This is a genomic window from Marinobacter sp. E2, assembly GCF_055755345.1.
In genome coordinates, this window is sequence record NZ_CM146911.1 from 1,025,588 (window position 1) to 1,052,215 (window position 26,628).

Consider the following 26,628-nt stretch of genomic DNA (forward strand, 5'->3'; position numbering starts at 1 on the left):
GCATGATACGGAGGTCGACTTTCTCTGTGGTGGCTGAGTTCGTATAATGCGCCTTCGCCGGTCCCGGCTGACACCTGTTCCGGGCAGGAGAGGCTGTCGCAAAGGCAGAGGTATTTGCCACAGCTTTTCAAACGATAATGACTACAACGGGAGCACAGCGTTATGCGAATCATCATGTTAGGCGCGCCGGGCGCAGGCAAGGGGACCCAGGCCCAGTTCATCACTGAACGGTTTGGTATTCCCCAGATCTCCACGGGAGACATGCTGAGGGCCGCAGTGAAGGCCGAGTCCGAGCTGGGCAAACAGGTGAAGGAAGTCATGGCCACCGGGGGGCTGGTCTCTGACGACATCATCATCGCGCTGATCGAGGAGCGTATCCAGCAGCCGGATTGCAAGAACGGCTTCCTGCTGGATGGATTCCCCCGCACCATTCCCCAGGCCGAAGCTCTGAAAGAGCAGGGCATCGCCATTGATTACGTGGTTGAGATCGCCGTGGACGACGAGGAGATTGTCAGCCGCCTGTCCGGCCGTCGAGTGCATGAGGCGAGCGGTCGTATCTATCACGTGAAATACGATCCGCCCAAGGTTGAAGGCAAGGACGACGAGACCGGAGATCCGCTGGTTCAGCGCGAGGATGACAAGGAAGAGACCGTTCGTCGCCGCCTGAAGATCTACCACGACCAGACGGCTCCATTGGTTGGCTACTACCAGGATTGGGCTGCCAAGGACCCCTCCGCAGCGCCCAAATACGTGCGGGTAGAGGGCGTGGGTAGCCTGGAAAGCATTCGCGACCAGATCCTGTCTGAGCTCAAGTAATCCGACCTTTTCCTGACCCGAGGCTTTCACACCCGTGAAACTGCTGGCACTGGATACCTCCTCAGAGGGCTGCTCCGCGGCCCTTCTGACGGATGGTGAACTTTCCGAGCGCTTCGAACTGGCACCCAGGGGGCATACCCGCCTGTTGATGCCCATGGTACGCGAGCTGCTGGCAGAGCATGGTCTGGTGCCCGCCGACCTCGACGCCCTGGCGTTTGCCCGGGGTCCCGGTTCGTTCACGGGGGTGCGGATTGCCACGGGTGTTGTCCAGGGCCTGGCCTGGGGGCTGGAAATTCCGGTGGTGCCGGTTTCCTCCCTGAGGGCGGTTGCCTTTGGAGCCATTGATACGTTCAACCTGGCGGACGGCCGGGGCATTGCCGTTGCCTTCGATGCCCGCATGGGTGAAGTCTACTGGGGCTGCTTTGCCGCCCGTGGGGGACTGCCTGACCCCCTGCGCGACGAGCAGGTGTGCCCGCCCGAGAGCGTTCTCCTGGCCGATGGTTACGATCCCTGGTGTGGCGTAGGTCCCGGATGGCAGTACCGATCGCAGATGCCCGCAGAGGTGTCTGACCGCGTCGCCACCGTAGACGAGACGCTGTTGCTTCGAGCCAGTTGGGTGGCAAGACTTGCAGAGGTAGACCTGGCGCGGGGACAGTCCGTTCCGGCGGAGCAGGCGCAGCCAGTTTATATCCGCGATGAAGTGACCTGGAAGAAACTGCCCGGTCGATGATTTTCGATGTTTGTGATCGGGATTCTGTGCAGAATTTGAACAGTCGACTTTTCTTCCGCCGCTGAATCTTCCATACTTTGTCCCTGCACACCATCTCCATCCGGCCAGCGGTATCTGAACATGATTGGCGGCATTAATCCGGGCAACACCCTTGGTTTCCAGACTGGTAACAACAGTCCCCTGCGGGAACGCACTGACGTGGCCCGGGCCCCGGCGGCCGCTCCTGAGAAAGCGCCGGATCCGGCTCGCCGCGACCTGGCGGACCAGCCACAGGCTCCTGCCCGTGAGCGCAGTGCCACCGAAAGCCTGGAGCGTCGGGTTGAAGCCCGCCGTGCCTCTGAGGATGCCCGCCTGGAGCGTTTTCGGGCCGATGAGGTTTCCCTGCCGGCGGCACGAGCCCTTTCAACCTTTGCCTCTGTTGCCGCGGCCGGCCAGGACGCCGGCGCAGATGTCGCCGGTATCGATATCCTGGTTTGATGTCTGTATCCGACGACCCGGTTCTTACTTCCTGGCGCGACAGCGTTGCCGTTGCTCGCAGCCCTCTCGGTGACAGTCAGCAGGCTGCGGCCCTGGCGCATTCCCTTGAACTGAAGGACCTTGGCGTGGTTGTTCCAAAAGCCGTGCGCGACTTTCCCCTTTTGCTGTTTCTTGATGACCAGGGGCTGGGCCTCCAGATGACCGGCAAAGGGGCGCCCGGGCCGGTGCGCGCCGAGTTTGTCAGCGGCAAGATGGGCTACCGCCGCGAGCATGGTGGTGGCACCGGACAGCTGGTGGCCAGGGCGGTGGGGCTGCAGAAAACCCGGGCCTGTCTGCATGTGGTCGATGCCACGGCGGGGCTGGGGCAGGACGCCTTCGTGCTGGCCAGCCTGGGTTGTCGGGTAACGCTGTTTGAACGCCACCCGGTCATTCATGCCCTGCTGGAGGACGGTTTGGCCCGCGCCGCTCTGAACGTGGAGTGCAGCGACATCATTGGTCGCATGGAGCTGCGCGACGGCAGCAGCATCGACTGGCTGGAACAGGCAGAGAGCGAGTCCGCGGATGTGGTCTATCTGGACCCGATGTTCCCACACCGGGACAAATCTGCGCTGGTGAAGAAGGAAATGCAGGTGTTTCGTCTGCTGGTGGGTGACGACGACGATTCCAAACGGCTGCTTGCCGCGGCCCTGGGGCATGCCCGCTACCGGGTCGTGGTGAAGCGTCCCAGGAAGGCATCGGCCATTGCCGGCCCCGAGCCCTCGACCCGGGTTGAGGGCAAGAGCAGCCGGTACGACGTCTATGCCATCAGGGCCTTGCCCACCCAATAGGTGGCACCCCGGGCCTGAGGGCACCCTCAGGCGCCCATCATGGTGACCTGCTGGATGGCCTGGCGTTTTTCCACGCTCAGCACCAGTCGGGCATCATCCGCCACTTCGTCCAGGCCTTCCCCATAACAGAGCAGTCCGTCCTCATCAGTGGTGATAACGCCGTTGTTCTGCATGTTGGCAATAAAGTTGCGGAACAGGCTCTTGTCGAAGAACTCCGGCGCGTTGAGGCCGAACAGGATCGACATCCGCTCGGCCAGCAGGGCGCTCTGCTCTTCCAGCTCTGTGGCGCTGATTTTGCCGGAGCCGTATTTACGCAGGATGCCAAGGGCGATGTGATAGCGCTCTACTGTCTGGATGATAAAGCGCGACAGGACCCGAAGACGCAGCATCGGCTCGGTGCCTTCCTCAGGGCGGCCAATCCGGTTATCCGCCAGCGGTATCAGCAGTCCCTGCTCAATCAACACGTCAATCCACTGGTTGATAACGGTTTCTGCCTCCTCGGGCTGGTACTTCAGGAATAGCTCCGACTGCAGGTAGGGGTAGGCCACGCTGGCCAGAAAGACAATCTTGTCCCGGGCCAGGGAGTCCTTGTTCTCGAACAGGCTGGCCACCAGCGAGGGCAGGGCAAACAGATGCTGGATGTTGTTGCGGTAGTAGGTCATCAGAATGGCGTTGCTGCCCTCGAGGGCGATGATGTCGCCCAGCTTCTGGGGCTGGCGGGTAATCAGGCCCATGCCCTCGCAGTAGGCGACCCAGTCCTTGCCGCTGCCCTCCGGCAGGGTAACGGTCTCGGCATAGGGGAACGCCTTTAGCAGTGCGGCGTACTGGTCCATCAGCCGGATCAGCTGGCCTTCGTCCATGGCGAGGCGCTCGGTGCCCAGCAGCACTGTGGCCGTCATGCCAATGGGATTTACGGCAACCGAGGCGTTGATGTTCGAGGCCACCCGGAACGCCAGCTCCGAAACCGCCTGGTTCAGCCAGGCCGGCCGGTACTCGGAATCGTAGGCCTCATCGCGCCAGCTGTCGTGGACATCGTCTAGAACCTCGGCCAGAGGAATGGCCTCACCGAAATTCACCGCAACGCGGCCGAAGGAATTACTGAGCTTGCGGACGGTCTTGGCGAGGCCGAAGATGCTTTCCTTCTGTTTTTTCTTGCCGCGCAGCTCGCCAAGGTAGGAGCGACCCTCCATGACCTTCTCGTAGCCGATGTAAACAGGTACGAAGACGATCGGTTTGCGGTGATCCCGCAGGAAGCTGCGCACGGTCATAGCCAGCATTCCCGGGCGAGGTTGCAGCATGCGACCGGTGCGACTGCGGCCACCTTCAACAAAATACTCCACCGAATAGCCGCGGGAGAACATCACGTGCATGTATTCGTTGAACACGGTGGCGTACAGGGGGTTGTCCTTGAAGCTCCGGCGCATGAAGAAGGCCCCGCCGCGGCGGAGAATCGGTCCCACGATAGGCATGTTGAGATTGATGCCCGCAGCGATATGGGGCGGCATCAGGCCGTTCTTGTAAAGCACGTAGGACAGCAGCAGATAATCGATGTGTGACCGGTGGCAGGGCACGTATACCACGGCGTTGTCCTGGGCGACTTCCTTGACGACCCGAATGTTGTTGACGGCGATGCCGTTGTAGATGCGGTTCCAGAGCCAGGCCAGCACCACCTCCAGAAAGCGGATGGTGACAATGGACATGCTGGCGGCAATCTCGTCCGCGTACTTGTAGGCCTTGGCCCGCACCTTTTCCGGCGGAATGTCATCTTTCGCCGCGGTTTCCCGGATCGCCTCCTTGACCGCCTGGGTTCTCACCAGCCCGGCAACCAGGGTACGGCGGTGCGACAGGTCTGGCCCCAGCACCGCCTGGCGCACCCGGCGGAAGTGGGTTCGAAGAATCCGGGCCAGTTTCCGGTTGGCACGCTCCTCACTGTGGCGGTACTCGTCGATGACCTGCTTGAGGGACAGCGGCTGATTGAACTGCACGTAGGTATTACGACCGTGCACCATGATGATCAGGAATTTCTGCAGGCGGCCGGCGATGGACCAGGTGTCGGAAAGCAGTAGTTTAACGAGGGACTTTTCCTTGTCGGGCGAGCGCCCCCAGAACAGCGATACCGGCACAATCTGGACGTCCTGATCGGGGTGCTCCAGTCCATAATGAACCAGGGCCTGGAACTCGTTGGTCGGGGCCGGCGCCTGGCGGCCGCGGAAGAAGCCACCGATCCGGCGATACAGGAAGAAAAACGAATGGGAGGGCCCGTTCTTCACGGGCAGTGCTTCGGTCGCCCCGGGCAGTCCGGCGCGGATGACTTCCTGTTCCAGTACCAGGCGGCTGGACAGTGAGCTGTACTGCAGCACGTAGCAGACCGGCTTGTCAGGATCCAGGGCGAGGGCTTCAACGCTGTTGCCGCTGACATCGGTCCTGACCCAGATAAACAGGATCTTTCGAAAAAGGGCCAGGATCAGGCTGCGAATGCCCTGGTAAAGACGCATAAAGTGCAACTCCGTTATAGAAACAGGAGCCAAGTTTACTTGGTTGAGTACGGGGCGGAAAGTCGCGCCTGCGTTCTTGGCCGGTACGGCAATGTGGTACATTTCAGCATGATCAATCAATCGCCCAGGCGCGCAAAAAGATGGTGGTCTCAATGAGTCAGTGGAAACCCGGTTGGACAACGGTGCAGCCCGCCGCGGGCGACCTGATCCTGGCACTCCACGGTCAGGGAATCGTGAAGCCGTCGTCCGGCTGGTTGCACGCGGCAAACGGCTCCCTTTTTTCGCGGGACATGCCGGAGGCTGTATCGCTTGGAAGTCTGGGCGAGTGCGGCGTGTTCGTTACCGAAGTGCCGGAAGACGCCGCTGCCGGGCGGGAGGTGATTCCGCTACGCGACGCCCTGCTGATGATGGAGGATGCGCCCGCGGCAATGCTCAGCACCGGATTCCAGGTATGGCAATGGTGGCGGGATCACCGGTATTGCGGCCGGTGTGGCGAACTGACCGGGTTCCACGCTGTGGAGCGCGCCAAATGGTGTGATGCCTGTGGCATACCCTGGTACCCGCGGCTTGCGCCCTGTGTGATTGTGGTTATCCGGAAGGGGGATCGCCTGCTGCTGGCAAAATCGTCGAGGGTCAAACGGCATTTCTACAGCCTGATTGCCGGGTTCGTGGAACCGGGTGAGAGCCTGGAGCAAGCGGTAAAACGGGAAGTGAAGGAAGAGACGGGCCTTGAGGTCAACAACATCCGTTACCACGCGTCCGAACCCTGGCCGTTTCCCCACCAGTTAATGGTGGGTTTCTTTGCCGACTACGCTGATGGCGAGCTGGTGCTGCAGGAGGATGAACTGGCGGATGCGGGCTGGTTCCTGCCCGGCGATACGCCCCCGGTGCCGCCGCAAACCACCATTTCCGGCCGGCTTATCCGGGCCATGGAGAAAGAGATCACCCAGGGAGGCCTTCCGGTTTGAAGACAACGCACGGACCCAGGATTCTGGTGTTCGATTCCGGCGTGGGCGGCCTCAGCGTCGCTGACTGCATCCATCGGCAACTGCCGGGGCTGGATCTGGTGTACCTGGCGGATAACGCCGGTTTTCCCTATGGCGACAAGCCGGAGGCCGAGGTTGTCGAGCGTTGCACTCGCCTGATTTCGAGCGCTCTCGGGGTGTACGCTCCCGATGTGATTGTTGTGGCCTGTAATACCGCCAGTACGGTGGTGTTGCCCCATCTGCGCGCAATGACCAGCGTACCCGTGGTGGGCGTGGTGCCGGCCATCAAACCGGCGGCCGCAAAAACCGTCAATCGCAGAATCGGGCTCCTGGCAACACCTGCCACGGTGCGCAGGCCCTACATTGACCGTCTGATCGAGGAATTTGCCAGCGACTGCCTCATCGAGCGTATGGGGCACCCGGGGCTGGTGAGCTGGGCTGAGAGGCTGGTTGCCGGGCACGCGGTTCCGGAAGGAGAACTGACCGAAGCAATGGCCCCTTTCCGGTCTGCGGCGGTGGACACGGTGGTGCTGGGCTGCACCCACTACCCGCTGTTGCTCGAGAGCCTGCGTAAAAGTCTGCCTGGAGTACGCTTCTGGGTGGACTCCGGCGAAGCGATTGCCCGGCGGGTGGCCTGGCTGCTGGCCGAGGCGGGGTTGGCGGTTCCTGGCGCGGACGTTCACCCGGATGATGCATTGGCAGGCGAAAAAACGGCCGTGCTGGCAGCTCTGTTTTCCGGTCCCGCGCCTGAGGGCATTGCCCCGTTCATGGCCGGGCTGGGCCTGTTGCCTGCACAGGTTGCCGGTAACTGGCCGGCGGAGCCCGGCGTCAGAGCAGCCGGGTCAGCTTGAACATGGCCAGGAACTCAACCACCGGCAGCGCCCGGCGATGGCAGCAGTAGGTCTTGAAATTCTCGCCGCGGAAGCGTGACTTGGTGAACTCCAGCCCCTTGAAGTTATACAGGAAGTTGCCTTTCTCATAGACCTCGTGCATCAGCCGCTTCAGGAGCCGGCTTTCCTGGTGCTCGGTAGCAGGATCCAGTGACAGCGGGATAAGGCCGAGATCGAGAAAGGGCACCCCTTCGGACTTGAAGACCTCCATGGCATGGGCCATGAGGGTGTAGAAAATGCCCTGGCGGAAGTCGGCGTTGGCCCGGGAGATGTTCGGCACGTAGCTGATGATTTCGTTATTCCGGTAGATCGGGTCAAAGTAGATGAAGCCGACCGCCTTGCCATCCTGGTAGGCGTAGAAATGCCGCTCATTCTCCCGATAGTCCATCTCCATGGGGCGGATCAGGAACCGGATTTCATTGCTCTTGCACTTGCGGGTACGGATCCAGGCTTCGGAAATTTCCCGGGTATGGTCGTCGCTGAAACGCTCCTTGACCACAATGCCGTTCTTCTCGGCCTGGTTCAGGGCTGTGCGCAATACCTGCTTTTTCTTGCCGGTCAGGGACCAGCGGGCCAGATCAATGCGGGACTCGCAGCCAAACTGGGTGCCGTAAAGGCCAAATCTCAGATGCAGAAAGTCCACCACGGCCTTGGAAACCTGAATGTAGCAGGCGTTGGGGAACTGCTGGTGGAAGCTTTCCAGCAGGCTGCCGAAGTCTTCCGGGGCGCACACCGGATCGGACAGTACGAAGGTACCGCCCCACTTGCGCATGTAGGCAATGTAGCCGACGCCCGGTACATCGAAATATTGCATGCCCGGCTGCAGGGTGGAGAAGGATTGGGAATGGATGCCGTATTTTTTCAGGTAGCCGACACGTTCACTGAAGGTGAATGAACCGCTTTCCAGCGCGCCGATCCTGTCCAGGGCAAGTATCTGATCCGTCATGTCTCTGCTCCCCGTGTCTTGTTATTGGTGGTTAGGTGCCGGCGCTCAGGCCTGCTTGCGCCCGAGAATGGACCAGTAGCAGTTCATGTTCAGAAGCTTGAAATGCTTCTTGTCGGTAACCTGCAGGCCCAGTCGCTGCATGTGTTCGGGGTAGTTGTAGATCTTGTGAAAGGCGTTGTTGGCGAACAGCCAGAAGATGAAAACGGCCATGTACCAGTAGAGTTTCTTGAACAGACGCGAGAGGACGTTGCCGGTGGGATAGCAGAAATCGCCTACCACGACCCGTGCGTCGGCCTTGCCGAGGCGGATCAGGTGTTCAAGCACTCGCACCATCATGTCTTCGTCAAACACGTTCAGGAAGAAGTTGGCCACCACCATGTCGTATTGCTCGAACTCTTCCACCTTCATGATGTCGCTGTGAATGCGGCGGATGGTCAGCTCGGGTGCTTCTTTTTCCTGGGCCTGGGCAAACTTGCGCAACATGGTTTCCGAGAGGTCCACCACGGTAACGTCGGCGCCGAGTTCGGCGGCGCGGATGGCATCGCGGCCATGACCCACGCCGGCAAACAGGATGCGATCGCCGGGACGGACCGTTTCCACGTCGAGCATGGCGGTTTTGCACCGGTGGATGTTCTTGCCGCTGTAAAGGTTGCTGAGGAAATCGTAAACCGGACCAATGTACTTGTACTTGTCGCGCATGATGACAGCTGCCTGTTCTTGTTCCCTGGATGCCACCACCTTTGTTGTCGTTTTCGGCCCGAGCGAGGGCAGGCCGTATCGGTGGTTGGCGCCTTGTGAAAATGAGCTTAGAGAACAGGGTGGGAGAAAGATGTGCAGCACTGCGCATTTCCGGATACATAAAGTAACGCACTGCAATACTTTGCTAACCAGATCGCGCTTTTATATCGGAGTGTCCGACAATGGATAATTGGTATTCAGAAGGATGCGGCGCGGGCCTTGGTAACGCCCAGGCTTCGGGACACTTCAGCCGCTGGCCGCGCGGGGCCGTAGAAGAAGCCCTGCACCTGATGGCAGCCCAGACTTCTCAGATATTCCAGTTGTTCGTCAGTCTCCACGCCTTCGGCGACAATTTCGAGCTTCAGGCCATGGGCCATGGCCACAATGGCGTTCACAATGCAGGCGCCGTCTTCACCGCTGCGGATGGCCTTGACGAACGACTGGTCCACTTTCAGCGTATGGATGGGCAGTCGGTGGAGGTAATTCAGTGAGGAGTAGCCAGTACCAAAATCATCGATGGCAATGCGGACGCCGAACGACGCCAGTTCCCGCAGTTTCTGACTGATCTGCTCAAGATCGTTCATGATCACGTTCTCGGTGATCTCGATCTCCAGATTGCCGGGTGGGAAATCGTGGGCCTTGACCTGCTGCATGAGGGTTTCGACAAAGCGGGGGTGCTCCACCTGGATCGGTGAGAGGTTGACCGCCAGTCGAAGGTCCGGATGCCCGGCACGGATCCAGTGGCCCACATCCTGGCAGGCCTGGTCGAGCACGCGCTCGCTCAGTTGCCCGATCAGCTTGGTTTCTTCCGCCAGGGGCAGGAAATCCCGAGGGTAGAGTAGCCCCCGCTCAGGGTGCTGCCATCGCACCAGTGCTTCCAGGCCAACCACCCGATTGGTGCGGGAGCACACCTGGGGCTGATAGAACACCCGCAGCTCGTCCCGTTCCAGCGCCTGGCGCAGGTCCCGTTCCAGGTTCAGCCGGTTGGCGGTGTCGATGCTCATGCTCTGCGAGTAAAAACGATAACCGTCCTTGCCCTTGGCCTTCACGTGGTACATGGCAATATCGGCGTTCTGGATCAGTTGATCCATGCTTTCGCCGGCTTCCGGGAAGATGGTGATGCCGATACTGACGCCCACGAACACCTCGTGATCGCCAAGCTGGAAGGGCGCGCGGAGGGCGTCAATGAGCTTCTTGGCAATCTGCCGGGCATCTTCATGATTGTGGATCGAGGGAAGCAGCAAGGTGAACTCATCGCCGCCAAAGCGGGAGAGGGTGTCGCCCTTGCGCAGGCACTTTTCCAGCCGGTGCGTGACCGCCTGCAGCAACCGGTCGCCCATGGCGTGCCCCAGGGTGTCGTTGATCACCTTGAAACGGTCGAGGTCCAGGAACATCACCGCCAGCTTCTGCCCGCCCCGTTTGGCATGGGTGATGGCCAGCTCGAGGCGGTCCTTGAACAGGGCACGGTTGGGTAAGCGGGTCAGCAGGTCGTGGTAGGCCTGGAAGTTGATGAAGGCTTCCGCCTCCTTTCTTTCGGTTACGTCACGGGCGGTTCCATAATAACGGGCACCGTTGCCGTTGCCGCCGCCCTGGGTGACGCCGGAATGGGGCCAGGTCTGTGGATCAATGGGGAAGGCGGTGATTTCAAAGTGGCGTGTTGCCCGCCGGCTGCCCCGGGTTTTCAGGCGCAGTTCCAGGGTTCTCGGGTTGTCAGCGGTGATGTTCGGACCTTTAAGGGCCAGGGTTCCCCGGGTGACGTCACGATCGTCGAGAATGTGCCTGAAATGCTGCCCGCACAGCTCCTCCGGTCGGTAGCCCAGCAGGCTCTCCACCTTGCTGTTCACAAAACAGAAGCGCCCTTCCTGGTCCAGCATGAACACAATGTCGGGCGAGCTGTTGACGATGTACCGATGCAGGGCCTCGGATTTCTCCAGGCGCATCTGGATGTGCTGGTGGGCTTCCAGAAGCGTCTTCTTGCCGATGACGCTTTCCACGGTGGCGAGCAGCTCTTCCGGGTCGAAGGGTTTGCGGATGTAGTCGAGGGCGCCGCGCCGGAGCGCGCGGCTGACGGAGCTGAACGAACTTTCTCCGCTGACCACAATAATTCCGCAGTCCGGCTGACTCTCGGCAAGACGCGCCATCACGTCGAACCCGTTTACTTCCGGCATTCGCAGATCCAGGAGCGCCAGATCGAAGGCCTGCTGGCTGATCAGGTCACAGGCTTTTTGCCCGCCGTGGGCTTCGAAAACATCGTAGCCCCGGCTACGTAGCAGCGAGGCCAGCGTATTGAGCAGGCGGGGTTCATCGTCTGCTACCAGAATCCGTGCCGTTAACCCGTGACTGAAAGGCTGATCAGAGTGTTCAGGTGCCATCGGTCTGTGTCCATTGTTTCTGCGTCAGTCGTTCTCGTTCTTTTTGTGGCTGGCCGCCGGCAGCAAAATCCTGAAGGTGGTGCCTTCCTGCCCCGTGCGACAAGCGATGATGCCCTCCATGTCATCAACCAGCTGCTTCACAATACTCAGGCCCAAACCGCTGTGGCCCTCTCCTTTGGTGGTGCTCACCGGCGCGAACAGTCTGTCCCGGATCTCATCGGGAATCCCTGCGCCGGTGTCTGAAATTTCGAGCTCTACCCAGGTTCGCTGATTCTGCCATACCGGGGAAGCTGTCTGTAGGGTAACGGTGCCGCCGGTCTCCGGCAGGCTTTCGGCGGCGTTGCGTACCAGGTTGATCACCACCTGGCGTATGCCGGTGGGCCCAGCCGCCACCAGAGTTGGGCTGGCGCAGAGCTTCAGGGCCAGTTGCCGGTTGCCCTCGCTGAACACACTATCTTCAAGGATCCGGGCCAGGCTTTCCAGTTCCGTGTTCAGTTCCACCCCTCCGCCACCGTCGCCAAGGGTATCGGCGTGGCTCATCTGCAGCAGCAGGTTGCCCGCCCGGTCCAGTTCGTCCCGTATCACATCCAGTTCCTGCTGCACGTCGGCGTCGTCCATCCGGCTGCGCAGCTGGTAGATGTACTGGCGAATGATGGTCAGCGGGTTGCTGACTTCGTGAACCTGTCGGCGCAAACGTTCCCGGGCCATGTCCTGGTCCAGCTTTCTGGCATCCAGTCCACCCGCACCTGTATGCATGGGCCGGTTGGCAAGCACCGAGGCAAGCTCGCTGGTGAAAATCTGCGCCAGCTCGCGAGTGTTCTCGAGGGCGTCGTTGTCCGTGCCGAGCGCAAAGACCCCGGGGCAGTGAGCGCCACTCTGCACCGGTATGGCCAGCAGGGAAGGGGTGTGAAGCAGTGACAGCAATTGTTTGTCGAGCACCGTCGGGGCGCGGTCGCCAAGACCCACCGGCAGGCCTGAGATAAACGCCTCGGTGAGTACGCTGCCCCCGGCTTTGGCGGTCACCGCCAGTTCCGGTACCTCGCCGATGGTTCCGGAAAGGAGCACAAGGTTGTCGCCTGCATGTCCGAAGCACAGGGCGGGGAGACCGGTTACCAGGGTCAGGCTGTTGACGGTTTCGGCGAGGATGTCATCCACCTCGCCGTTGATATCAGCCAGACCGATGGCCTGGCTGGCCATGGCCTGGCGCAGGATCGTCTGTTTGAGTTGGCGCGACGCACTTTCCCCGCAGTAGTCCTCGTCCAGGGGAATGCCGAGCGAGGCCGCCATGCCGGATACTTCGTTACTGATTCGCCGGTTGATTTCCCGGGTAAGTTCTTCATTCAGACCAAACACAGTGCCGGCTGCGGCAATGCCGGCGGCGTCCGAGAGTGCGAGCCGGGTTGCCAGGCTGATCAGTTTCACCAGGTGGCCCGCGTCTCGCAGCTCGTTGGGCAAGGCCTGCTGATACCGCATGGCATCGGCGGCCATGGGCCCGAGACCCCACGCGGTGACCAGGTCTGCGGCAATTTCCGCCTGGCAGTCAAGATAGTGTTGCTTCGCCTCGGTCGCTGGCGTTTTAATAGCAATCAATTCACCAATGTTGTGCAGCATGCCCAGCATGAAGGCCTCGTCCGGCTCCCGGTACCGGGTGAGGGTGGCGAGGGCTCGAGCGGTCAGCGCGGTGGTCAGCGAGTGACGCCAGAAATCCCTGAGCTGCTGCCATTCGTCACCGCCGAGCTCGAACAGGAGCTGACGCAGCGCGGCAGTGAGCACCAGGGTGTGGAATCTATGGGTGCCCAGGCGCAACAGGGCCTGGTCCACCGAGCGGATCGGCGTTGAGGGCCCGTACAGGGCTGAATTGGTAAGGGCCAGTATGCGGGCGACCAGGGCGGTGTCGGCCGAGACAATCTCGCTGATGGTCCTGTAGCTTTCGTCCTGATGACATGCATCGAGCGCCCGCAAGGTAACTTCCGGGAGGCTCGGTAGCTGTAGATCAGGCGCAATGTGCATAGGCTTACCTGCCGTGCAGTGAGACAGTCTATATATGACGGAGTGTTCATTCTTATTGTCGAAAAGAGCTTAGACAATAATCCGTCGTTATTAAATACTTATTGCTCTTTTTTTAAGCAATATATTATCTAATCCGTGATATGTGTAGAATTTTTACAGATTAGATGATCCAGACCGTAAAATCAGGGACTCCGATTACCGGTGATGAACGCCAGAGAGCCTTCCAAGCACAGTCCGAACCAGCCCCGGACGATCGCCGTCACCGGGGGTAAAGGTGGGGTAGGCAAAACGTCGGTCGCCCTCAACCTGGCGTTGACCCTGGCGCGGCAGGACAAGCGCGTGCTGCTGCTTGATGGCGATACCGATCTGGCGAATGTCAGCATCATGGTGGGGTTGTACCCGCGCAGGACTCTCGCCAATGTCATGGCCGGGGAGTGTCCGCTTGAAGACATAATTCTCGAATCCGACTACGGCCTTCACATCGTGCCCGGTGCCTCCGGGGTTCAGGACTGTATGGATATGGGGCAGGCCGAGAGTCTGCGAATACTCCGGGCGCTGAACAACCTCGAGAGCCGTTACGACTATGTGATCACTGATACCGCCGCCGGCCTCCAGGCTGCCGGCCTGCACATGATCGCAGCGGCTGAGCTGGCTTGCGTGGTTGTTACCCCCGATCCGGCGTCGCTCACGGATGCGTTTTCCCTGATCAAGGTGTTGCGGCGCCGTGGCTACAGCCGGATTCCCAGTATCCTGGTCAACATGGCCCAGGGCGCAAGCCAGGCCCGCTCAGTGTTCCAGCGCCTGGACTCCGCGGCGCAACGTCACCTGGGCATTACCCTGCATTACATGGGCGGTATCTGGCGGGACGAAACCCTCCGCCAGTCCGTTCTCAACCAGAAGCCTGTGGCCCTGCTCCCGGTATCCGACCCTTCGTGCCGCCAGTTCCACACTCTGGCCGACATGCTGGATGTCCGGTTGTCCCAGTTACCGCCTCGCAAGGCCGGTATTGCTGCCTACTGGCACCGGGTTTCCCGCCGGGACGCCCCGAAGCCGGATGGCCAGCAAACGCAGTCGAATGGTGAGCAGCCGGCAACCCGGCCGGCGCCCCGGAAAGAAAGTGTTCTGGAGGCGGTCGGTGAACTCGAGGCGGTGTTCGGCCAGGGTGAGGTGGAGCCTTTGCTGCGTTATGAGGCGTTTACCCGCCTGTTTGCACTGTTGGGAAGCACGCTCGACAGCGATGCAGTGGAGATCATCCAGACCGGTCTCGGTTCGATGAACTGGGAAAACCTGGATATGGAACGCCGGAATCACCTGGCGGCCCATCTCCGGAACCTGGCGGACCAGGTGGCCCCGACAGCGGCGCGAGTTACCCCGGAAACCCAGCGCGCGCCGGCCCAGAGCGAACCGGTCTATGACCGAATCAGCTTTGGCGAGCAGGACCGCCTGGTGCGGGTCCTGCGGGAGCAGCCCGCCGATATCTCCCTTGATCAGCTGCTGCGTTCCCTGTCTGGCAACAGCCGCGACGGGTCCTGAACCACCCTCCACATCTGCCACCATTTTTGTCATTTTATTAGCACTTTTTGTAGCGTAACTTTGCTCTGTGTCACCGCCCTGTCACGAGAGTTGTGCAAGGATTGACCATATTTCGTGATCGTGGCCCGTAATATGCAACGGGTCTGGTGCAGTCGGTTCACCTATTTTTAACAGCCGGCAGGCCCTGGCCGGTGTAGCACAGTCATTGAGAAGGAGTTCTCCCATGGCAAAACAGCCGTTGAATCCCAACGCGTCTTCACGAGTCCTCGAGCAGCTCCGGGGAAAGCATGTTCTGATCACCGGTACCACAGGTTTTCTGGGAAAGGTGGTTCTTGAGAAGCTGATTCGGGCTGTTCCGGATATCGGTGGCATCCACCTGCTGATCCGAGGCAACAAACGCCACCCCGACGCCCGCGAGCGATTCTTCGAGGAAATTGCCACCTCGTCGGTATTCGACCGCCTTCGCCAGGAAGACCCCGATGGCTTCGACACCTTCATCGATGAGCGCGTTTTCTGTGTGACCGGCGAGGTTACCGAGCCACTGTTCGGCCTGCCCGCGGAGCGTTTCCGCAAGCTCGCAGCGGGTCTCGATATGGTGATCAACTCCGCGGCCAGCGTGAATTTCCGCGAAGAGCTGGACAAGGCACTCGCCATCAATACCCGGTGTCTTGATAACGTTGCCGAACTGGCTCGCCAGAACGCGGCCCTGGCCGTGCTTCAGGTCTCCACCTGCTACGTCAATGGCATGAACTCCGGTCAGATTACCGAATCGGTGATCAAACCCGCGGGCGAGGCGATTCCCCGAAGCACTGAGGGATACTACGAAATTGACGAGCTGGTGCGACTGCTGGATGACAAGATAGCGGATGTCCGCTCGCGTTATTCCGGTAAGCAGCTGGAGAAAAAGCTGGTGGACCTGGGTATTCGCGAGGCTAACCGCTACGGCTGGAGCGACACCTACACCTTTACCAAATGGCTGGGTGAGCAGCTCTTGCTGAAGGCGCTCTCCGGCCGGGCATTGACCATTGTGCGTCCATCGATAATCGAAAGTGCTCTGGAGGAGCCGGCACCGGGCTGGATCGAGGGCGTGAAGGTGGCTGATGCGATCATCCTGGCCTACGCCCGGGAAAAGGTCACCCTGTTCCCCGGCAAGCGCTCGGGCATCATCGATGTTATTCCGGTGGATCTGGTGGCGAATGCCATCATCCTGGCAGCGGCAGAAGCCCTGGCAGAAGTGCCGAGGCACCGGATCTATCAGTGTTGCAGCGGCAGCTCCAATCCCGTGACGCTGGGGCAGTTCATTGATCACCTGATGGCCGAGTCGAAGGCCAACTATGCCGCCTACGACCAGCTCTTCTACCGTCAGCCGACCAAGCCCTTCATGGCGGTAAACCGCCGGTTGTTCGATGCGGTGGTTGGTGGCGTGCGCCTGCCCCTGACGCTGACCGGCAAGGTTCTGCGCATGTTCGGGCACGACCGCGAACTGAAGATCCTGCGCAACCTGGATACCACCCGCTCTCTGGCGACCATCTTCGGGTTCTACACCGCGCCGGACTATATCTTCCGTAACGATGAGCTGTTAGCCCTGGCGGCCCGGATGGGCGAGCTGGATACGATGCTGTTCCCGGTTGATGCCCGTCAGATTGATTGGGCAACCTACCTGCGCAAGATCCACCTTGCCGGTCTTAACCGCTACGCTCTGAAAGAGCGCAAGGTATACAGCCTGCGTTCAGCCAAGGCCCGGAAGAAGGCGGCCTGATGGCCTGACCCCGAGCCCGGGTCTGCCCCGGGCTCGGGTCTGCTTGCTCCCTGTTATTGCTTCTGCACCTTTCCACACCGCCCGCTCGGGTTTGCCATTCGTGGTGTTACAACTATCCTTAGTAAAGCTTCTCGTTCGATGCACGATACCGCTGTTTTCGTGCGCTTTACCGACAGGATCTGTCTAAAAGTTGAGGCGGATTAGGACGTTAGTCTAATTCATTGTGTAGCGGTTCACATGGTGAACTACCCCTATCCGTCTTCAGGGCCGGAGAGGCCCGATTGCTCTGAATTCCAGAACCGATAATGACAACAGTCTCTAGACTAAGGGGGAGCACAATGACTGAGAAGCACCTGTATCCGGTGAGCCCGGAAGTGGCCAAACAGGCCCTTCTGAACCGTGAACAATACGAGAAGATGTATCGCCAGTCGGTCGAAGACCCGGATACCTTCTGGGCCGAACACGGCAAGCGGATCGACTGGATCAAGCCCTTCACCAAGGTCAAGAACACGACCTACGACTACAACAACCTGTCCATCAAGTGGTTTGAAGACGGCCAGCTGAACGCAGCCGCCAACTGCCTGGACCGCCACCTGGAAAAGCGCGGTGACCAGACCGCCATTATCTTTGAAGGCGACGATCCCGCCGATTCCCGCCACGTGACCTACCGTGAACTGCACGAGGAAACCAGCAAGTTTGCCAACGTGTTGAAGGGTCTGGGGGTCAAGAAAGGCGATGTGGTAACCATCTACATGCCGATGATTGTCGAGACCGCCGTGGCCATGCTGGCCTGTGCCCGTATCGGCGCGATTCATTCGGTGGTGTTTGGTGGCTTCTCGCCAGAAGCTCTGGGCGCGCGGATTGTGAACGGCAAGTCCCGCTTTGTAGTAACCGCCGATGAAGGCGTGCGCGGCGGCCGGAAAATCCCGCTCAAGAAGAACGTGGATGCGGCCCTGAAGAACGAAGACACCGCCAACGTTGAGAAAGTGGTGGTGGTTACCCGTACTGGCAACTCCGAGGTGCCCTGGAACGACGCTCGCGATGCCCGGTATGAAGACCTTATGAAGTCGGCCTCCGCCGACTGCCCGCCGGAGCCCATGGACGCCGAAGACCCGCTGTTCATGCTGTACACCTCCGGCTCTACTGGTGCGCCGAAGGGTGTGTTGCACACCACCGGTGGCTACATGGTCTATGCCTCCATGACCCACCAGTACGTGTTCGATTACCACGACGGCGATGTCTACTGGTGTACCGCAGACTTTGGCTGGGTTACCGGCCACAGCTACATCCTGTACGGCCCGCTGGCCAACGGTGCCATTACGGTTCTGTTCGAGGGTGTGCCCAACTACCCGGACACTTCCCGCATGGGGCAGGTGGTTGACAAGCACAAGGTCAACATCCTGTATACCGCGCCGACCGCCATCCGCGCCCTCATGGCTGAAGGCGAGTCCTGCATGAACGGCACCACCCGCGAGAGCCTGAAGCTGCTGGGTTCCGTTGGCGAGCCGATCAACCCCGAGGCCTGGGAGTGGTACTACCGTGTGATCGGCAACAGCAAGTGCCCGATCGTGGATACCTGGTGGCAGACCGAAACCGGCGGCATCCTGATTTCTCCGCTGCCCGGCGCAATTGATCTCAAGCCCGGTTCCGCCACTGTGCCGTTCTTCGGTGTCCAGCCCGCGTTGGTGGACAACGACGGCAACATTCTGGAAGGCAAGACCGAGGGCAACCTGGTAATCCTGGACAGCTGGCCTGGGCAGATGCGCACCATTTACGGCGATCACGAGCGTTTCGCCCAGACCTACTTCAGCACCTACAAGGGTATGTACTTCACCGGTGACGGTGCCCGTCGCGACGAGGACGGGTACTACTGGATTACCGGCCGGGTGGACGACGTTCTGAACGTGTCCGGCCACCGCCTGGGTACGGCCGAAGTGGAAAGTGCCCTGGTGGCCCACGACAAGGTCGCCGAGGCCGCCGTGGTTGGCTACCCCCACGAGATCAAGGGGCAGGGCATCTATGTCTATGTCACCCTGGTGCACGGTGAGGAGCCCACCGACGAACTGAAGAAGGAACTGGTTCAGTGGGTGCGCAAGGAGATCGGTCCGATTGCCTCTCCGGATGTGATCCAGTGGGCGCCGGGGCTGCCAAAAACCCGTTCGGGCAAGATTATGCGTCGGATTTTGCGTAAGATTGCTTCCAACGAGCACGACCAGTTGGGCGATACCTCCACCCTGGCCGATCCGGGTGTGGTGGACGACTTGATCAGCGGTCGTGCGAACCAGTAACGCCTGTGTGTTACCAGGCCTTGTACCTGTAAGGAATCTTTGAATGGCACAAACAATTATCGTCGCTGATGATCACCCGCTGTTCCGTGCAGCATTGAAGCAGGCGGTCAGTCAGGCGGTGCCGGATGCCGAGACGGTGGAAGTCGACAGCATTAAGGCATTGCAGGCGGCGGTAGAGTCGCACCCGGATGCGGATCTGGTCCTGCTGGATCTCAATATGCCGGGTGCCCACGGTTTCTCGGGGCTCGTGTTCATGCGCGGGCAGTACCCGGGGCTGCCGGTGGTGGTTGTGTCAGGATCCGAGGAATTGCAGGTGATGCGCCGCTCGATCGACTATGGCGCCTCCGGCTTCATTCCGAAGTCGGCGCCGTTGCCAACCATCACCGAGGCGATTCAGGCGGTGCTGGAAGGCGATGTGTGGCTGCCGGATGGCGTGGCCGAGAAGATCGAGCGGATGCATTCAGATGCTACGGATTTCTCCGAGAAGCTGGCGTCGTTGACGCCGCAGCAGTTCCGTGTGCTGGGTATGCTGGCCGAGGGGCTTCTGAACAAGCAGATCGCCTATGATCTGGATGTGTCGGAGGCGACCATCAAGGCGCATATTACGGCGGTGTTCCGGAAGCTTGGGGTTCGGAACCGGACTCAGGCGGTGATTGCGATCCAGCAGATGGAAATCGATCCTTCGGATCAGTCGTTGTCTGGTAGTTGATCGGTTTTTACTGGTTTTAATGGATAGTGAGCGGGAGCCATAGGGCTCCCGTTTTTTTTTGCTTTTGGTTTTGGTCCGTTGCCATTCGAGTGGTGCAGAGTGCGGAAGGGCCCCCGCAGGAACGCTACGAGCACCCGCAAGCGGGTCCAGCCAGCAATCATAGATTGCTGGCGTTCGGCTGTCGCATGAAGCTTCGCTTCATGAACGCTCGGCCTCACCCATGTGCGCTTGGCTTTGGCCATCCATGGCCAAAGACATCCTGCGGGGGCCCTTCCGCACCCCGCACTTCAGCTTCCGTGAACGACTTTCCTGCTTAATGAAAACGGTACAGCTGTTCCAGTCTATTTCGTATTCTTCTCATTTTCTGAATTTTGGTTTGCGATAACTGCATTTGTTAGTTAAATTCAGCGCACAGTTGTACCCTGAAATAATGTTTCGTGACTGTATTTAACCGACTAACCAAAGGTGAAAAATGAACGCTGCCGTACAACCCGACTCACTGGGTCAGCCCGTTTTTGGCAAACCCGATGAGCGGGAACTAAGGGACAGGATGAAGGAGGAGCTGCCGGCGGATACGTTCAGGCCGCAAACCTGGCGGGTGGTCTGGTTTCTGCCGTTGCAGTTGATGATCTGGGGTGGCATTGCCGCCATTCTGCTGGCGGGGTTGCCCTGGTATGCGAATCTGGGGCTTGGGTTGCTGGTGGGGCATACCATCGGTTGCCAGGCGTTACTTGCCCATGAGGTATTGCACGGGGCGCTGGGGATGAGCCGGCGCTGGCAGAATTTTTTTGGCTGGCTCGGGTTCGGGCCGTTGATTGTGCCGCCGGAGTTCTGGCGTCGTTGGCACAACGTGGTGCATCACGGTAATACCAACGCCGGCGATACGGACCCGGACAGTTTCGGGACGTTGCGGCGTTACAAGACGGACCCGAAGCAGAAGAAGTTCACCAAACTGGCTCCCGGTTCAGGGACGTGGTACAGCTATCTGTTCCTGACTTATTCCTTTACCTTCCACGCCCAGCTGGTGCTCTGGTTCCAGGCGAAGCGGCGGAAGCAGTTCAAGGGGTTTGACCGCCGCAAGGCCATCCAGCAGTCGTTTGCCTGTGTGGCGGCCTGGGCTGTGCTGGCAATTTTGTCAGGGCCCCTGGCTGTGTTTACCGTGCTGGTTCCGTTCATGGCGGCCAATGCGCTGGGGCAGGGGTATATTCTCACCAACCATTTCCTGCGACCGCAAACGGCGACCAATAACCCGCTCGACAACTCCATGAGCCTGCGCAGCCACCCGCTGCTGGATCGGCTGCATTTCCGGTTCAGTCATCACGTGGAGCACCATTTCTTCCCGAAAATGGGCCACAACATGGCGCCGCGGGTGCGCCGCTGGCTGGAGGAGAATCATGGGGAGAGGTATGTGGCCATGCCGCACAGTACGGCGCTGAAGCTGTTGTACAGCACGCCTCGGGTTTACAAGTCACCGACGGAGCTGGTGGACCCGAATAACCCGGAAAGGGTGTTCGATTTGTTGCCGTTGCAGAGCCAATACGCGGCAAGCGCCGGGAACTGATGCGCGGCTAGACTCGTAGGAGCCATGGGTGGGCCGGCCTCCGGAAACCGTGCGGAGCCATGGATGGCGGAGCCGAGCGTACAGGGATGTATTCACAGCGTGTTTCCGGAGGCCGGCCCACCCATGGCTCCGGACTAAGCGGTCAATAAATCACTTGCTCCCGGCGTACCCCAGTTCCTTGTCCACCAGGTTGAACAACTCCTCGCCTTTGTGCCAGCGGTCAAAGTTCTCCAGGAACTGGTCGGTAAGCGCCCGCTTCCAGCCGATGAAATCGCCGGCCATGTGGGCAGTCATGGTCACGTTTTCCATGTCCCACAGAGGGTGATTTTCCGGCAGTGGCTCCTCCTCGAAGACATCCAGGCCGGCGCCGGCAATCTCGCCGCTCTGGAGGGCGGCGATCAGGTCGTCGGTCTTTACGATGGGGCCACGGCCAATGTTGATCAATCGGGCGGACTTTTTCATGGCCTTGAATGCCTTCTCATCGAACAGGCCTTCGGTCTGGGGTGTCAGGGGGGCGGCGATTACCACAAAATCGGCGTGCCCCAGCTGCTCGTACAGGTCGTCGTTGCCGTGTACCGCCACAAAATCCGGATCCTCCTTGCGGGGCTTGCGGGCAATGCCGTGGGCCTGCAGTCCTGCGGCGCCAACCAGGCGGCCGATCTGGCGACCGATGGAGCCGGCGCCCACCACAAGTACCTGCTTGCCTTCTGCCCGCTCGGTATCCCGGTGCTTCCACTCGTGTTTCATCTGCAGGCGTATGGAATTGGGAAAATCCTTGGCAAACATCAGGATGGTGCAGAGCACATACTCGGCAATGGTGCGGTCAAAAATGCCCCGGGCATTGGTGACAATGACGTCGCCCTTGATCAGGTCCGGAAACATCAGCGCATCCACGCCCGCGCTGGTGGCGTGAATCCATTTCAGCCTGTCGGCCGTGTGCCAGGCGGCTGCCAGCGCTTCGGTCCGGAAATCCGTGACCATCATGATGTCGGTTCCCGGCAGGGTATCCCGAAGGGTTTGCTCATCGCAGGCGAATCGCACATCGGCCCGGGCCCGGACTGCGTCCATTCCCGGCGGCTCCTGCTCGCCCGGCGCGGTGAGAACGGTTACAACGGGTTTGTTGTGCTGGGTCATTGGGCCTCCGCCTTGTCCGATGAGTGAACGTGCGCCCGGTGCTTTCGAGGGCACATAAACAGTCTGGTCGGCGGGTCTCGCCGGGTCAACTTCGCTGGCCGATGAATTTGCCCTGAAAGCGCCCATGACCGTACTTTCACGTACCTCATCTTTCTGCCGTTTTGTCTTGTAGAGGCTTCCTATACTGACTAACCTGCAAGAGACGATGAAATCAGCCCTGTCTGCAGGAGGTGTTTATGGCAGAAGCCGCCAATAAAGATACTGGCCAGTCCAAACCGCGTCGTGTGAAATACCGCAAGACCAAGGCCAGCTGGAACCCTGCCATGCAGGCCATTCCGGTGCCGGGCATCCGGCGCATGGTGAACATGGCGGCCACCATGAAGGATGTGATTCACCTGTCAATCGGCCAGCCGGACCTGCCCACCCCCAAGCACGTGATTGATGCCTACATTGATGCACTCAACGCCGGGCAAACGGGCTATACCATGGATGCCGGTCTGCCGGAGCTTTTGGTGGCCCTGCGGGATTATTACGGCAAGCGCTACAACCGGAAGCTGACGCGGGACAACATCCTCATTACCAGCGGCGCCACCGAAGCCATGTATCTGGCGATTTCCGCCACCTCCGCGCCGGGACGGCAGTTCATTGTCACCGACCCGTCGTTCCTCCTGTACGCGCCGCTGATCCGCATGAATGGTGGTGAGGTGAAGTTCGTGCCGACCAGGGCCGAGAATAACCACCAGCTGGATCCGGATGAAGTAATCCGGGCCATGGGATCCCGCACCTTCGCGCTGATCCTGAACAACCCGAACAACCCGACCGGGGCCGTGTATCCGCGCAGTACCGTGGAAACCATCCTGGAGGAGTGTGCCTACCGGGGCATCCAGGTCTACGCCGACGAGGTCTATGACCACCTGATCTTTGATGACGATGACTTTGCCAGCGTGCTGAACTGCTCGATGGACCTGGACAACATCATGTGCATCAGCAGTTTTTCAAAAACCTACAGCATGGCGGGGCTGCGGGTCGGCTGGGTGATTTCGAGTCAGGCCGCCATCAAGTCGCTGCGTCGGTACCACATGTTCACCACCTCGGTGGCCAACACGCCCTCCCAGTATGCCGGAGTGGCGGCGTTGACGGGTGATCAGCAGTGCGTGCGGGACATGGTGGATATCTACCGTGAGCGGCGCGACAAGGTCGTGGAGCTGGTCGACCAGACCCCCTACATGACCGGCTACAAGCCCGGGGGTGCGTTTTTCGCGTTTCCCGACCTGCCGCCCCACGTGGACGGTTCGGACCTTGCTCTGCGAATGCTCAAGGAGACCGGGGTGTGCATGGTGCCCGGTGATGCCTTCGGAGAGCACTGCACCAATGCGGTCCGCATCAGTTTCTCCACGACCTGTGAGAAGCTCGAGGAGGCCTTTGATCGCGTCATCCCCTGGATGGCTAAGCAGCAGTTCTGAGGAATCGCCATGTCCGCCCTCGACTCCGTGCTGGTCCAGTGCCCATACTGCTGGGAAACACTGGATATCAGCATTGATCCGTCGGTGGCCGAGCAGGAGTACGTCGAGGACTGTCAGGTATGCTGCCAGCCGATTCTGTTACGGGTTGTCATAGATGACAACCTGACCCCACACGTAGAGGCCAGAGCCGAGAATGAATAGAACACCCTGGAGAACCCTGTGTTCTTCGCTTTTACTAGTGACGCTGGCTCTGGCCAGTGGCTGTGCCAGCATGTCGCCCTATTCGATCTCCGAGGGTGAACTGGAACGCCACCTGAAGGATGTGGTGAGCGAGTACGACCGAAAACAGCTCAATAGCGGATCACCCCTGAGCCTCAGTCTCGAGGACGCTGACATTACGCTGGGTCCCGACGGGCGGGACGTGGCCGTGATTGATGTGCGGGGGCAGGTGGCACTGAATGCCCTGCTGACAAAGCTGCCGGTAGATATTGCCCTGAAGGTGGAGGGTGCGCCTGTCTACGACAGTGCCGAGAAGGCAATCTTCATCCGGCGGCTGCAGTTGCTGGAGAGCAGCATCGACTCGCCATTGTTCAAGGGCGATCTGAAGCCGGTCACGGATACCGTGATGCGGGTGGTGGCCCAGATGCTGGAAACCATGCCCGTCTACCGGCTGAATGAGGCCAATTTTGCGGAACGGATGTTCGGCATGATGCCGGTGGACGTGCGGGTTGCCCCTGGCCGGCTCGAATTCGTGATGGCCGACCAGTAGGGCATTTGCCTTACGCCTGCAGGCGTTGACACACGGCGGAGCCGATCTCGTGGGTGCCGCGTCTGGCGCCGGCGTTCTCCGCCAGATCTGCCGCCACCGCATCGAACAGTTCCTTGCCTGCCGCGGCAATGGCCGGGTCCTTGCGTCCCAGCCATTCCAGCATGCGGGCAGTGGTAAACAGCATCGCAGTGGGATCCGCGAGGCCCTGGCCGGCAATGTCCGGGGCGCTGCCATGGGTAGGCTCGAACATCGACGGCATGTCGGCATCCGTGGGGTTGAGGTTGCATGAGGGTGCCACCCCCATTCCACCGGACAGCACCGCGGCCAGGTCGGTCAGGATGTCTCCCTGAAGGTTGCTGGCCACCACCACGTCGAACGCCCAGGGGCTCTGCACGAACTTCATGCAGGCGGCGTCTACCAGCTCATGGTGGGTAGCGACATCCGGGTACTCCTGGCTGATCTCCTCAAAGGCTTCGGTATACATGTCGCCCCAGTAACGGAGGGCGTTGCGCTTGGTGATCAGGCACACCTGGCTTTCGCAAGTGCGGCCGTCCAGAGTTCTGAAGGTTCGCGTGCGGCCCTCCTTCACCCGGTCTGCTGCACGGTTACGGGCCTGCTCAAAGCCGTAGCGAATGATGCGATCGGTCGCCTTGCGGGTAAACACTTCCATCTGGGTGGCCACTTCGTCCGGCGTGCCCTTGCGCAGGCGACCGCCCTGACTCACGTACTCACCCTCCGAGTTTTCCCGGATTACCAGCATGTCGATGTCTTTGGCCCGCTCGTCAGCCAGGTACTGGCGCGCCCCCGGCAGGAGCCGGGCCGGACGCTCGCATACCCACTGGTCGAAGCCCTTGCGCATGTCGAGCAGGGGCGCGAGTGAAATACTGTCGGGAAGCAGGTAGCGGTCAGGGTCGTCCACCGGTCCCGGATCGCCCAGTGCTCCGAGCAGGATGGCGTCGTACTTCCGCAACTGTTCCAGGGCATCGGCGGGCATCGATTCGCCATGCTCTTCATGCCAGGCGTGGGACGGCCAGGGAAAACGGGTCCACTCGAGGGCAAGGCCATGTTTGGCACGCAGGCATTCCAGGCACCGGACCGCCTCAGCCACCACTTCAGGGCCAATGCCATCGCCCGGGGTGACCGCGATTCGGGTAGATTGGGCCATCAGAAAACTCCTTTTGGGACTATACGCGTATAAAGTAAGTTCCAGTTTAGTCATGTGAACGCCGGATGCCACCGTAAACTGAAAACGGTTTTACCGGCGAAGTGTTCACAGCTATAGTGAATCGAAAATACGTATTAGAAATCCGAAAATACCGCCAGCAGTAGAGTGCAGGAGTTTCTGTGAATCAGCCCGCCGTGTTGTTTGATGAGTCTCATTGCGAGCAGTGTGCCTGTGGTGAGGGGTTGGATTTTTCCTTCACTTTCGCCTTTCAGCCGATCGTCGATGTTCTTAACAAGAGCGTTTACGCCTACGAGGCCCTGGTCCGGGGTACCGAGGGTCAGGGTGCCATGAGCGTGTTGTCTCAGGTAAATGACCGCAACCGGTACGCCTTTGATCAGGTTTGCCGGGTGAAGGCCGTCAAGCTCGCTGCGAAGCTGGGTATGGACACCATGCTCAGCATCAACTTCATGCCCAATGCCGTGTATCGCGCGGAATACTGCATTCGTACAACGCTTGCCGCCGCCAAGACCTATGATTTTGATACCCGGAAGATCATTTTCGAGCTGACCGAGGACGAGAATCTCACATCCACCTCTGTTGACCATCTTGTGTCGATTATTGAGGCGTATCACGAGATGGGATTCAGCACGGCCATCGATGATTTCGGTGCGGGATTCTCCCGATACAACATCATGATGGCGAGCCCGCCCAACCTTTTGAAACTGGACATGGCGCTGGTGCGTGACATTCACGACAAGCCCAACAAGCAGGCTGTCGTGGCAGGGATCATCACCATGATGAAACAGCTGGGCGGTCAGATCATTGCCGAAGGCGTGGAAACCAAGGAAGAATACTTCTGGTTGAGGTCCCAGGGCATCAACCTCTACCAGGGCTACCTTTTCGCAAAGCCCGGTTTCGAAAGCCTCCCCGAGCCGGAGTTTCCGGCTTGATCCGGGTCTG

22 protein-coding genes are annotated in these 26,628 nt (G+C 60.0%); 15 read left to right on the plus strand and 7 right to left on the minus strand.

Going from position 1 to position 26,628, the window contains the following annotated elements:
- The first annotated feature begins 162 nt into the window (after positions 1-162).
- From adk to AC0J1C_RS04670, 4 genes are all read left to right on the plus strand, one after another.
- Positions 163-816 carry an adenylate kinase gene (gene adk, locus AC0J1C_RS04655; protein ID WP_091991502.1) on the plus strand — a complete coding sequence of 218 codons (654 nt, stop codon included), beginning with the start codon at positions 163-165 and terminating at the stop codon, positions 814-816.
- A gap of 34 nt (positions 817-850) precedes the next feature.
- Complete coding sequence (gene tsaB, locus AC0J1C_RS04660; RefSeq protein ID WP_375193052.1) at positions 851-1,546, plus strand: tRNA (adenosine(37)-N6)-threonylcarbamoyltransferase complex dimerization subunit type 1 TsaB; 696 nt, start codon at positions 851-853, stop codon at positions 1,544-1,546.
- A gap of 120 nt (positions 1,547-1,666) precedes the next feature.
- Positions 1,667-2,023, plus strand: a complete 357-nt coding sequence (locus AC0J1C_RS04665) for a UDP pyrophosphate phosphatase (protein WP_473045794.1) — start codon at positions 1,667-1,669, stop codon at positions 2,021-2,023.
- Positions 2,023-2,850 (plus strand): class I SAM-dependent methyltransferase, encoded by an 828-nt coding sequence (locus AC0J1C_RS04670; protein WP_473045795.1) that lies wholly within the window; start codon positions 2,023-2,025, stop codon positions 2,848-2,850. Before AC0J1C_RS04665 ends, AC0J1C_RS04670 begins: the two co-directional genes overlap by 1 nt.
- A gap of 26 nt (positions 2,851-2,876) precedes the next feature.
- Here AC0J1C_RS04670 and plsB read toward each other — a convergent pair whose 3' ends face one another.
- Complete coding sequence (plsB, locus tag AC0J1C_RS04675; protein WP_473045796.1) at positions 2,877-5,345, minus strand: glycerol-3-phosphate 1-O-acyltransferase PlsB; 2,469 nt, start codon at positions 5,343-5,345, stop codon at positions 2,877-2,879.
- Positions 5,346-5,497: 152 nt separating this feature from the next.
- Between plsB and nudC the strand changes: the two genes are divergently transcribed.
- Together nudC and murI are read left to right on the plus strand one after the other, a co-directional pair.
- Positions 5,498-6,313 (plus strand): NAD(+) diphosphatase, encoded by an 816-nt coding sequence (nudC, locus tag AC0J1C_RS04680; RefSeq protein WP_473045797.1) that lies wholly within the window; start codon positions 5,498-5,500, stop codon positions 6,311-6,313.
- A complete protein-coding gene (murI, locus tag AC0J1C_RS04685; protein ID WP_473045798.1) occupies positions 6,310-7,182 on the plus strand; it encodes a glutamate racemase in 873 nt (290 codons plus the stop codon). Before nudC ends, murI begins: the two co-directional genes overlap by 4 nt.
- On the opposite strand, the gene AC0J1C_RS04690 is transcribed toward murI, so the two are convergent.
- The 4 genes from AC0J1C_RS04690 to AC0J1C_RS04705 all read right to left on the minus strand — a co-directional run bounded on the left by AC0J1C_RS04690 (position 7,160) and on the right by AC0J1C_RS04705 (position 13,287).
- On the minus strand, positions 7,160-8,167 hold the full coding sequence (locus AC0J1C_RS04690; RefSeq protein WP_473045799.1) for a DUF2156 domain-containing protein: 1,008 nt from the start codon (positions 8,165-8,167) through the stop codon (positions 7,160-7,162). The two genes, murI and AC0J1C_RS04690, sit on opposite strands and share 23 nt — an antisense overlap.
- A gap of 45 nt (positions 8,168-8,212) precedes the next feature.
- Positions 8,213-8,866, minus strand: coding sequence for a class I SAM-dependent methyltransferase (locus AC0J1C_RS04695; protein ID WP_473045800.1), 654 nt, complete (start codon positions 8,864-8,866; stop codon positions 8,213-8,215).
- Positions 8,867-9,102: 236 nt separating this feature from the next.
- Positions 9,103-11,277: a GGDEF/EAL domain-containing response regulator gene (locus AC0J1C_RS04700; RefSeq protein ID WP_375193046.1), complete on the minus strand. Its 2,175-nt coding sequence runs from the start codon at positions 11,275-11,277 to the stop codon at positions 9,103-9,105.
- 24 nt (positions 11,278-11,301) lie between these two features.
- Complete coding sequence (locus AC0J1C_RS04705; RefSeq protein ID WP_473045801.1) at positions 11,302-13,287, minus strand: HDOD domain-containing protein; 1,986 nt, start codon at positions 13,285-13,287, stop codon at positions 11,302-11,304.
- 204 nt (positions 13,288-13,491) lie between these two features.
- On the opposite strand from AC0J1C_RS04705, the gene AC0J1C_RS04710 reads away from it, so the two are divergent.
- The 5 genes from AC0J1C_RS04710 to AC0J1C_RS04730 all read left to right on the plus strand — a co-directional run bounded on the left by AC0J1C_RS04710 (position 13,492) and on the right by AC0J1C_RS04730 (position 21,137).
- A complete protein-coding gene (locus AC0J1C_RS04710) occupies positions 13,492-14,820 on the plus strand; it encodes a MinD/ParA family ATP-binding protein (protein ID WP_473046501.1) in 1,329 nt (442 codons plus the stop codon).
- 223 nt (positions 14,821-15,043) lie between these two features.
- Positions 15,044-16,579, plus strand: a complete 1,536-nt coding sequence (locus AC0J1C_RS04715) for a fatty acyl-CoA reductase (RefSeq protein WP_473045802.1) — start codon at positions 15,044-15,046, stop codon at positions 16,577-16,579.
- A 338-nt stretch (positions 16,580-16,917) separates the two neighbouring features.
- Positions 16,918-18,867: an acetate--CoA ligase gene (gene acs, locus AC0J1C_RS04720; protein WP_473045803.1), complete on the plus strand. Its 1,950-nt coding sequence runs from the start codon at positions 16,918-16,920 to the stop codon at positions 18,865-18,867.
- 43 nt (positions 18,868-18,910) lie between these two features.
- The gene (locus AC0J1C_RS04725; protein WP_375193041.1) at positions 18,911-19,576 is read left to right on the plus strand and encodes a LuxR C-terminal-related transcriptional regulator; all 666 of its coding nucleotides are present in this window, start codon (positions 18,911-18,913) and stop codon (positions 19,574-19,576) included.
- Positions 19,577-20,048: 472 nt separating this feature from the next.
- Positions 20,049-21,137: a fatty acid desaturase family protein gene (locus AC0J1C_RS04730; RefSeq protein WP_473045804.1), complete on the plus strand. Its 1,089-nt coding sequence runs from the start codon at positions 20,049-20,051 to the stop codon at positions 21,135-21,137.
- Between the two features lie 150 nt (positions 21,138-21,287).
- Here the strand turns inward: AC0J1C_RS04730 and AC0J1C_RS04735 are convergent, their stop codons facing one another.
- Complete coding sequence (locus AC0J1C_RS04735) at positions 21,288-22,271, minus strand: D-2-hydroxyacid dehydrogenase (protein ID WP_473045806.1); 984 nt, start codon at positions 22,269-22,271, stop codon at positions 21,288-21,290.
- A gap of 236 nt (positions 22,272-22,507) precedes the next feature.
- Here AC0J1C_RS04735 and AC0J1C_RS04740 point away from each other — a divergent pair, with 236 nt between their 5' ends.
- From AC0J1C_RS04740 to AC0J1C_RS04750, 3 genes are read left to right on the plus strand one after another with little or no spacing between them, the layout of a single operon-like run.
- Positions 22,508-23,734 carry a pyridoxal phosphate-dependent aminotransferase gene (locus AC0J1C_RS04740; protein ID WP_375193038.1) on the plus strand — a complete coding sequence of 409 codons (1,227 nt, stop codon included), beginning with the start codon at positions 22,508-22,510 and terminating at the stop codon, positions 23,732-23,734.
- Between the two features lie 9 nt (positions 23,735-23,743).
- A complete protein-coding gene (locus AC0J1C_RS04745; protein ID WP_091991466.1) occupies positions 23,744-23,935 on the plus strand; it encodes a CPXCG motif-containing cysteine-rich protein in 192 nt (63 codons plus the stop codon).
- Positions 23,928-24,503: a YceB family lipoprotein gene (locus tag AC0J1C_RS04750; protein WP_473045808.1), complete on the plus strand. Its 576-nt coding sequence runs from the start codon at positions 23,928-23,930 to the stop codon at positions 24,501-24,503. The genes AC0J1C_RS04745 and AC0J1C_RS04750 overlap by 8 nt, the downstream gene beginning before the upstream one ends.
- 10 nt (positions 24,504-24,513) lie before the next feature.
- On the opposite strand, the gene AC0J1C_RS04755 is transcribed toward AC0J1C_RS04750, so the two are convergent.
- Entirely contained in the window at positions 24,514-25,668 is a 1,155-nt protein-coding gene (locus tag AC0J1C_RS04755) for an isocitrate/isopropylmalate dehydrogenase family protein (protein WP_375193036.1), read from the minus strand.
- Positions 25,669-25,847: 179 nt separating this feature from the next.
- Here AC0J1C_RS04755 and AC0J1C_RS04760 point away from each other — a divergent pair, with 179 nt between their 5' ends.
- Positions 25,848-26,618 (plus strand): EAL domain-containing protein, encoded by a 771-nt coding sequence (locus tag AC0J1C_RS04760; protein WP_375193035.1) that lies wholly within the window; start codon positions 25,848-25,850, stop codon positions 26,616-26,618.
- Positions 26,619-26,628 lie beyond the last annotated feature (10 nt).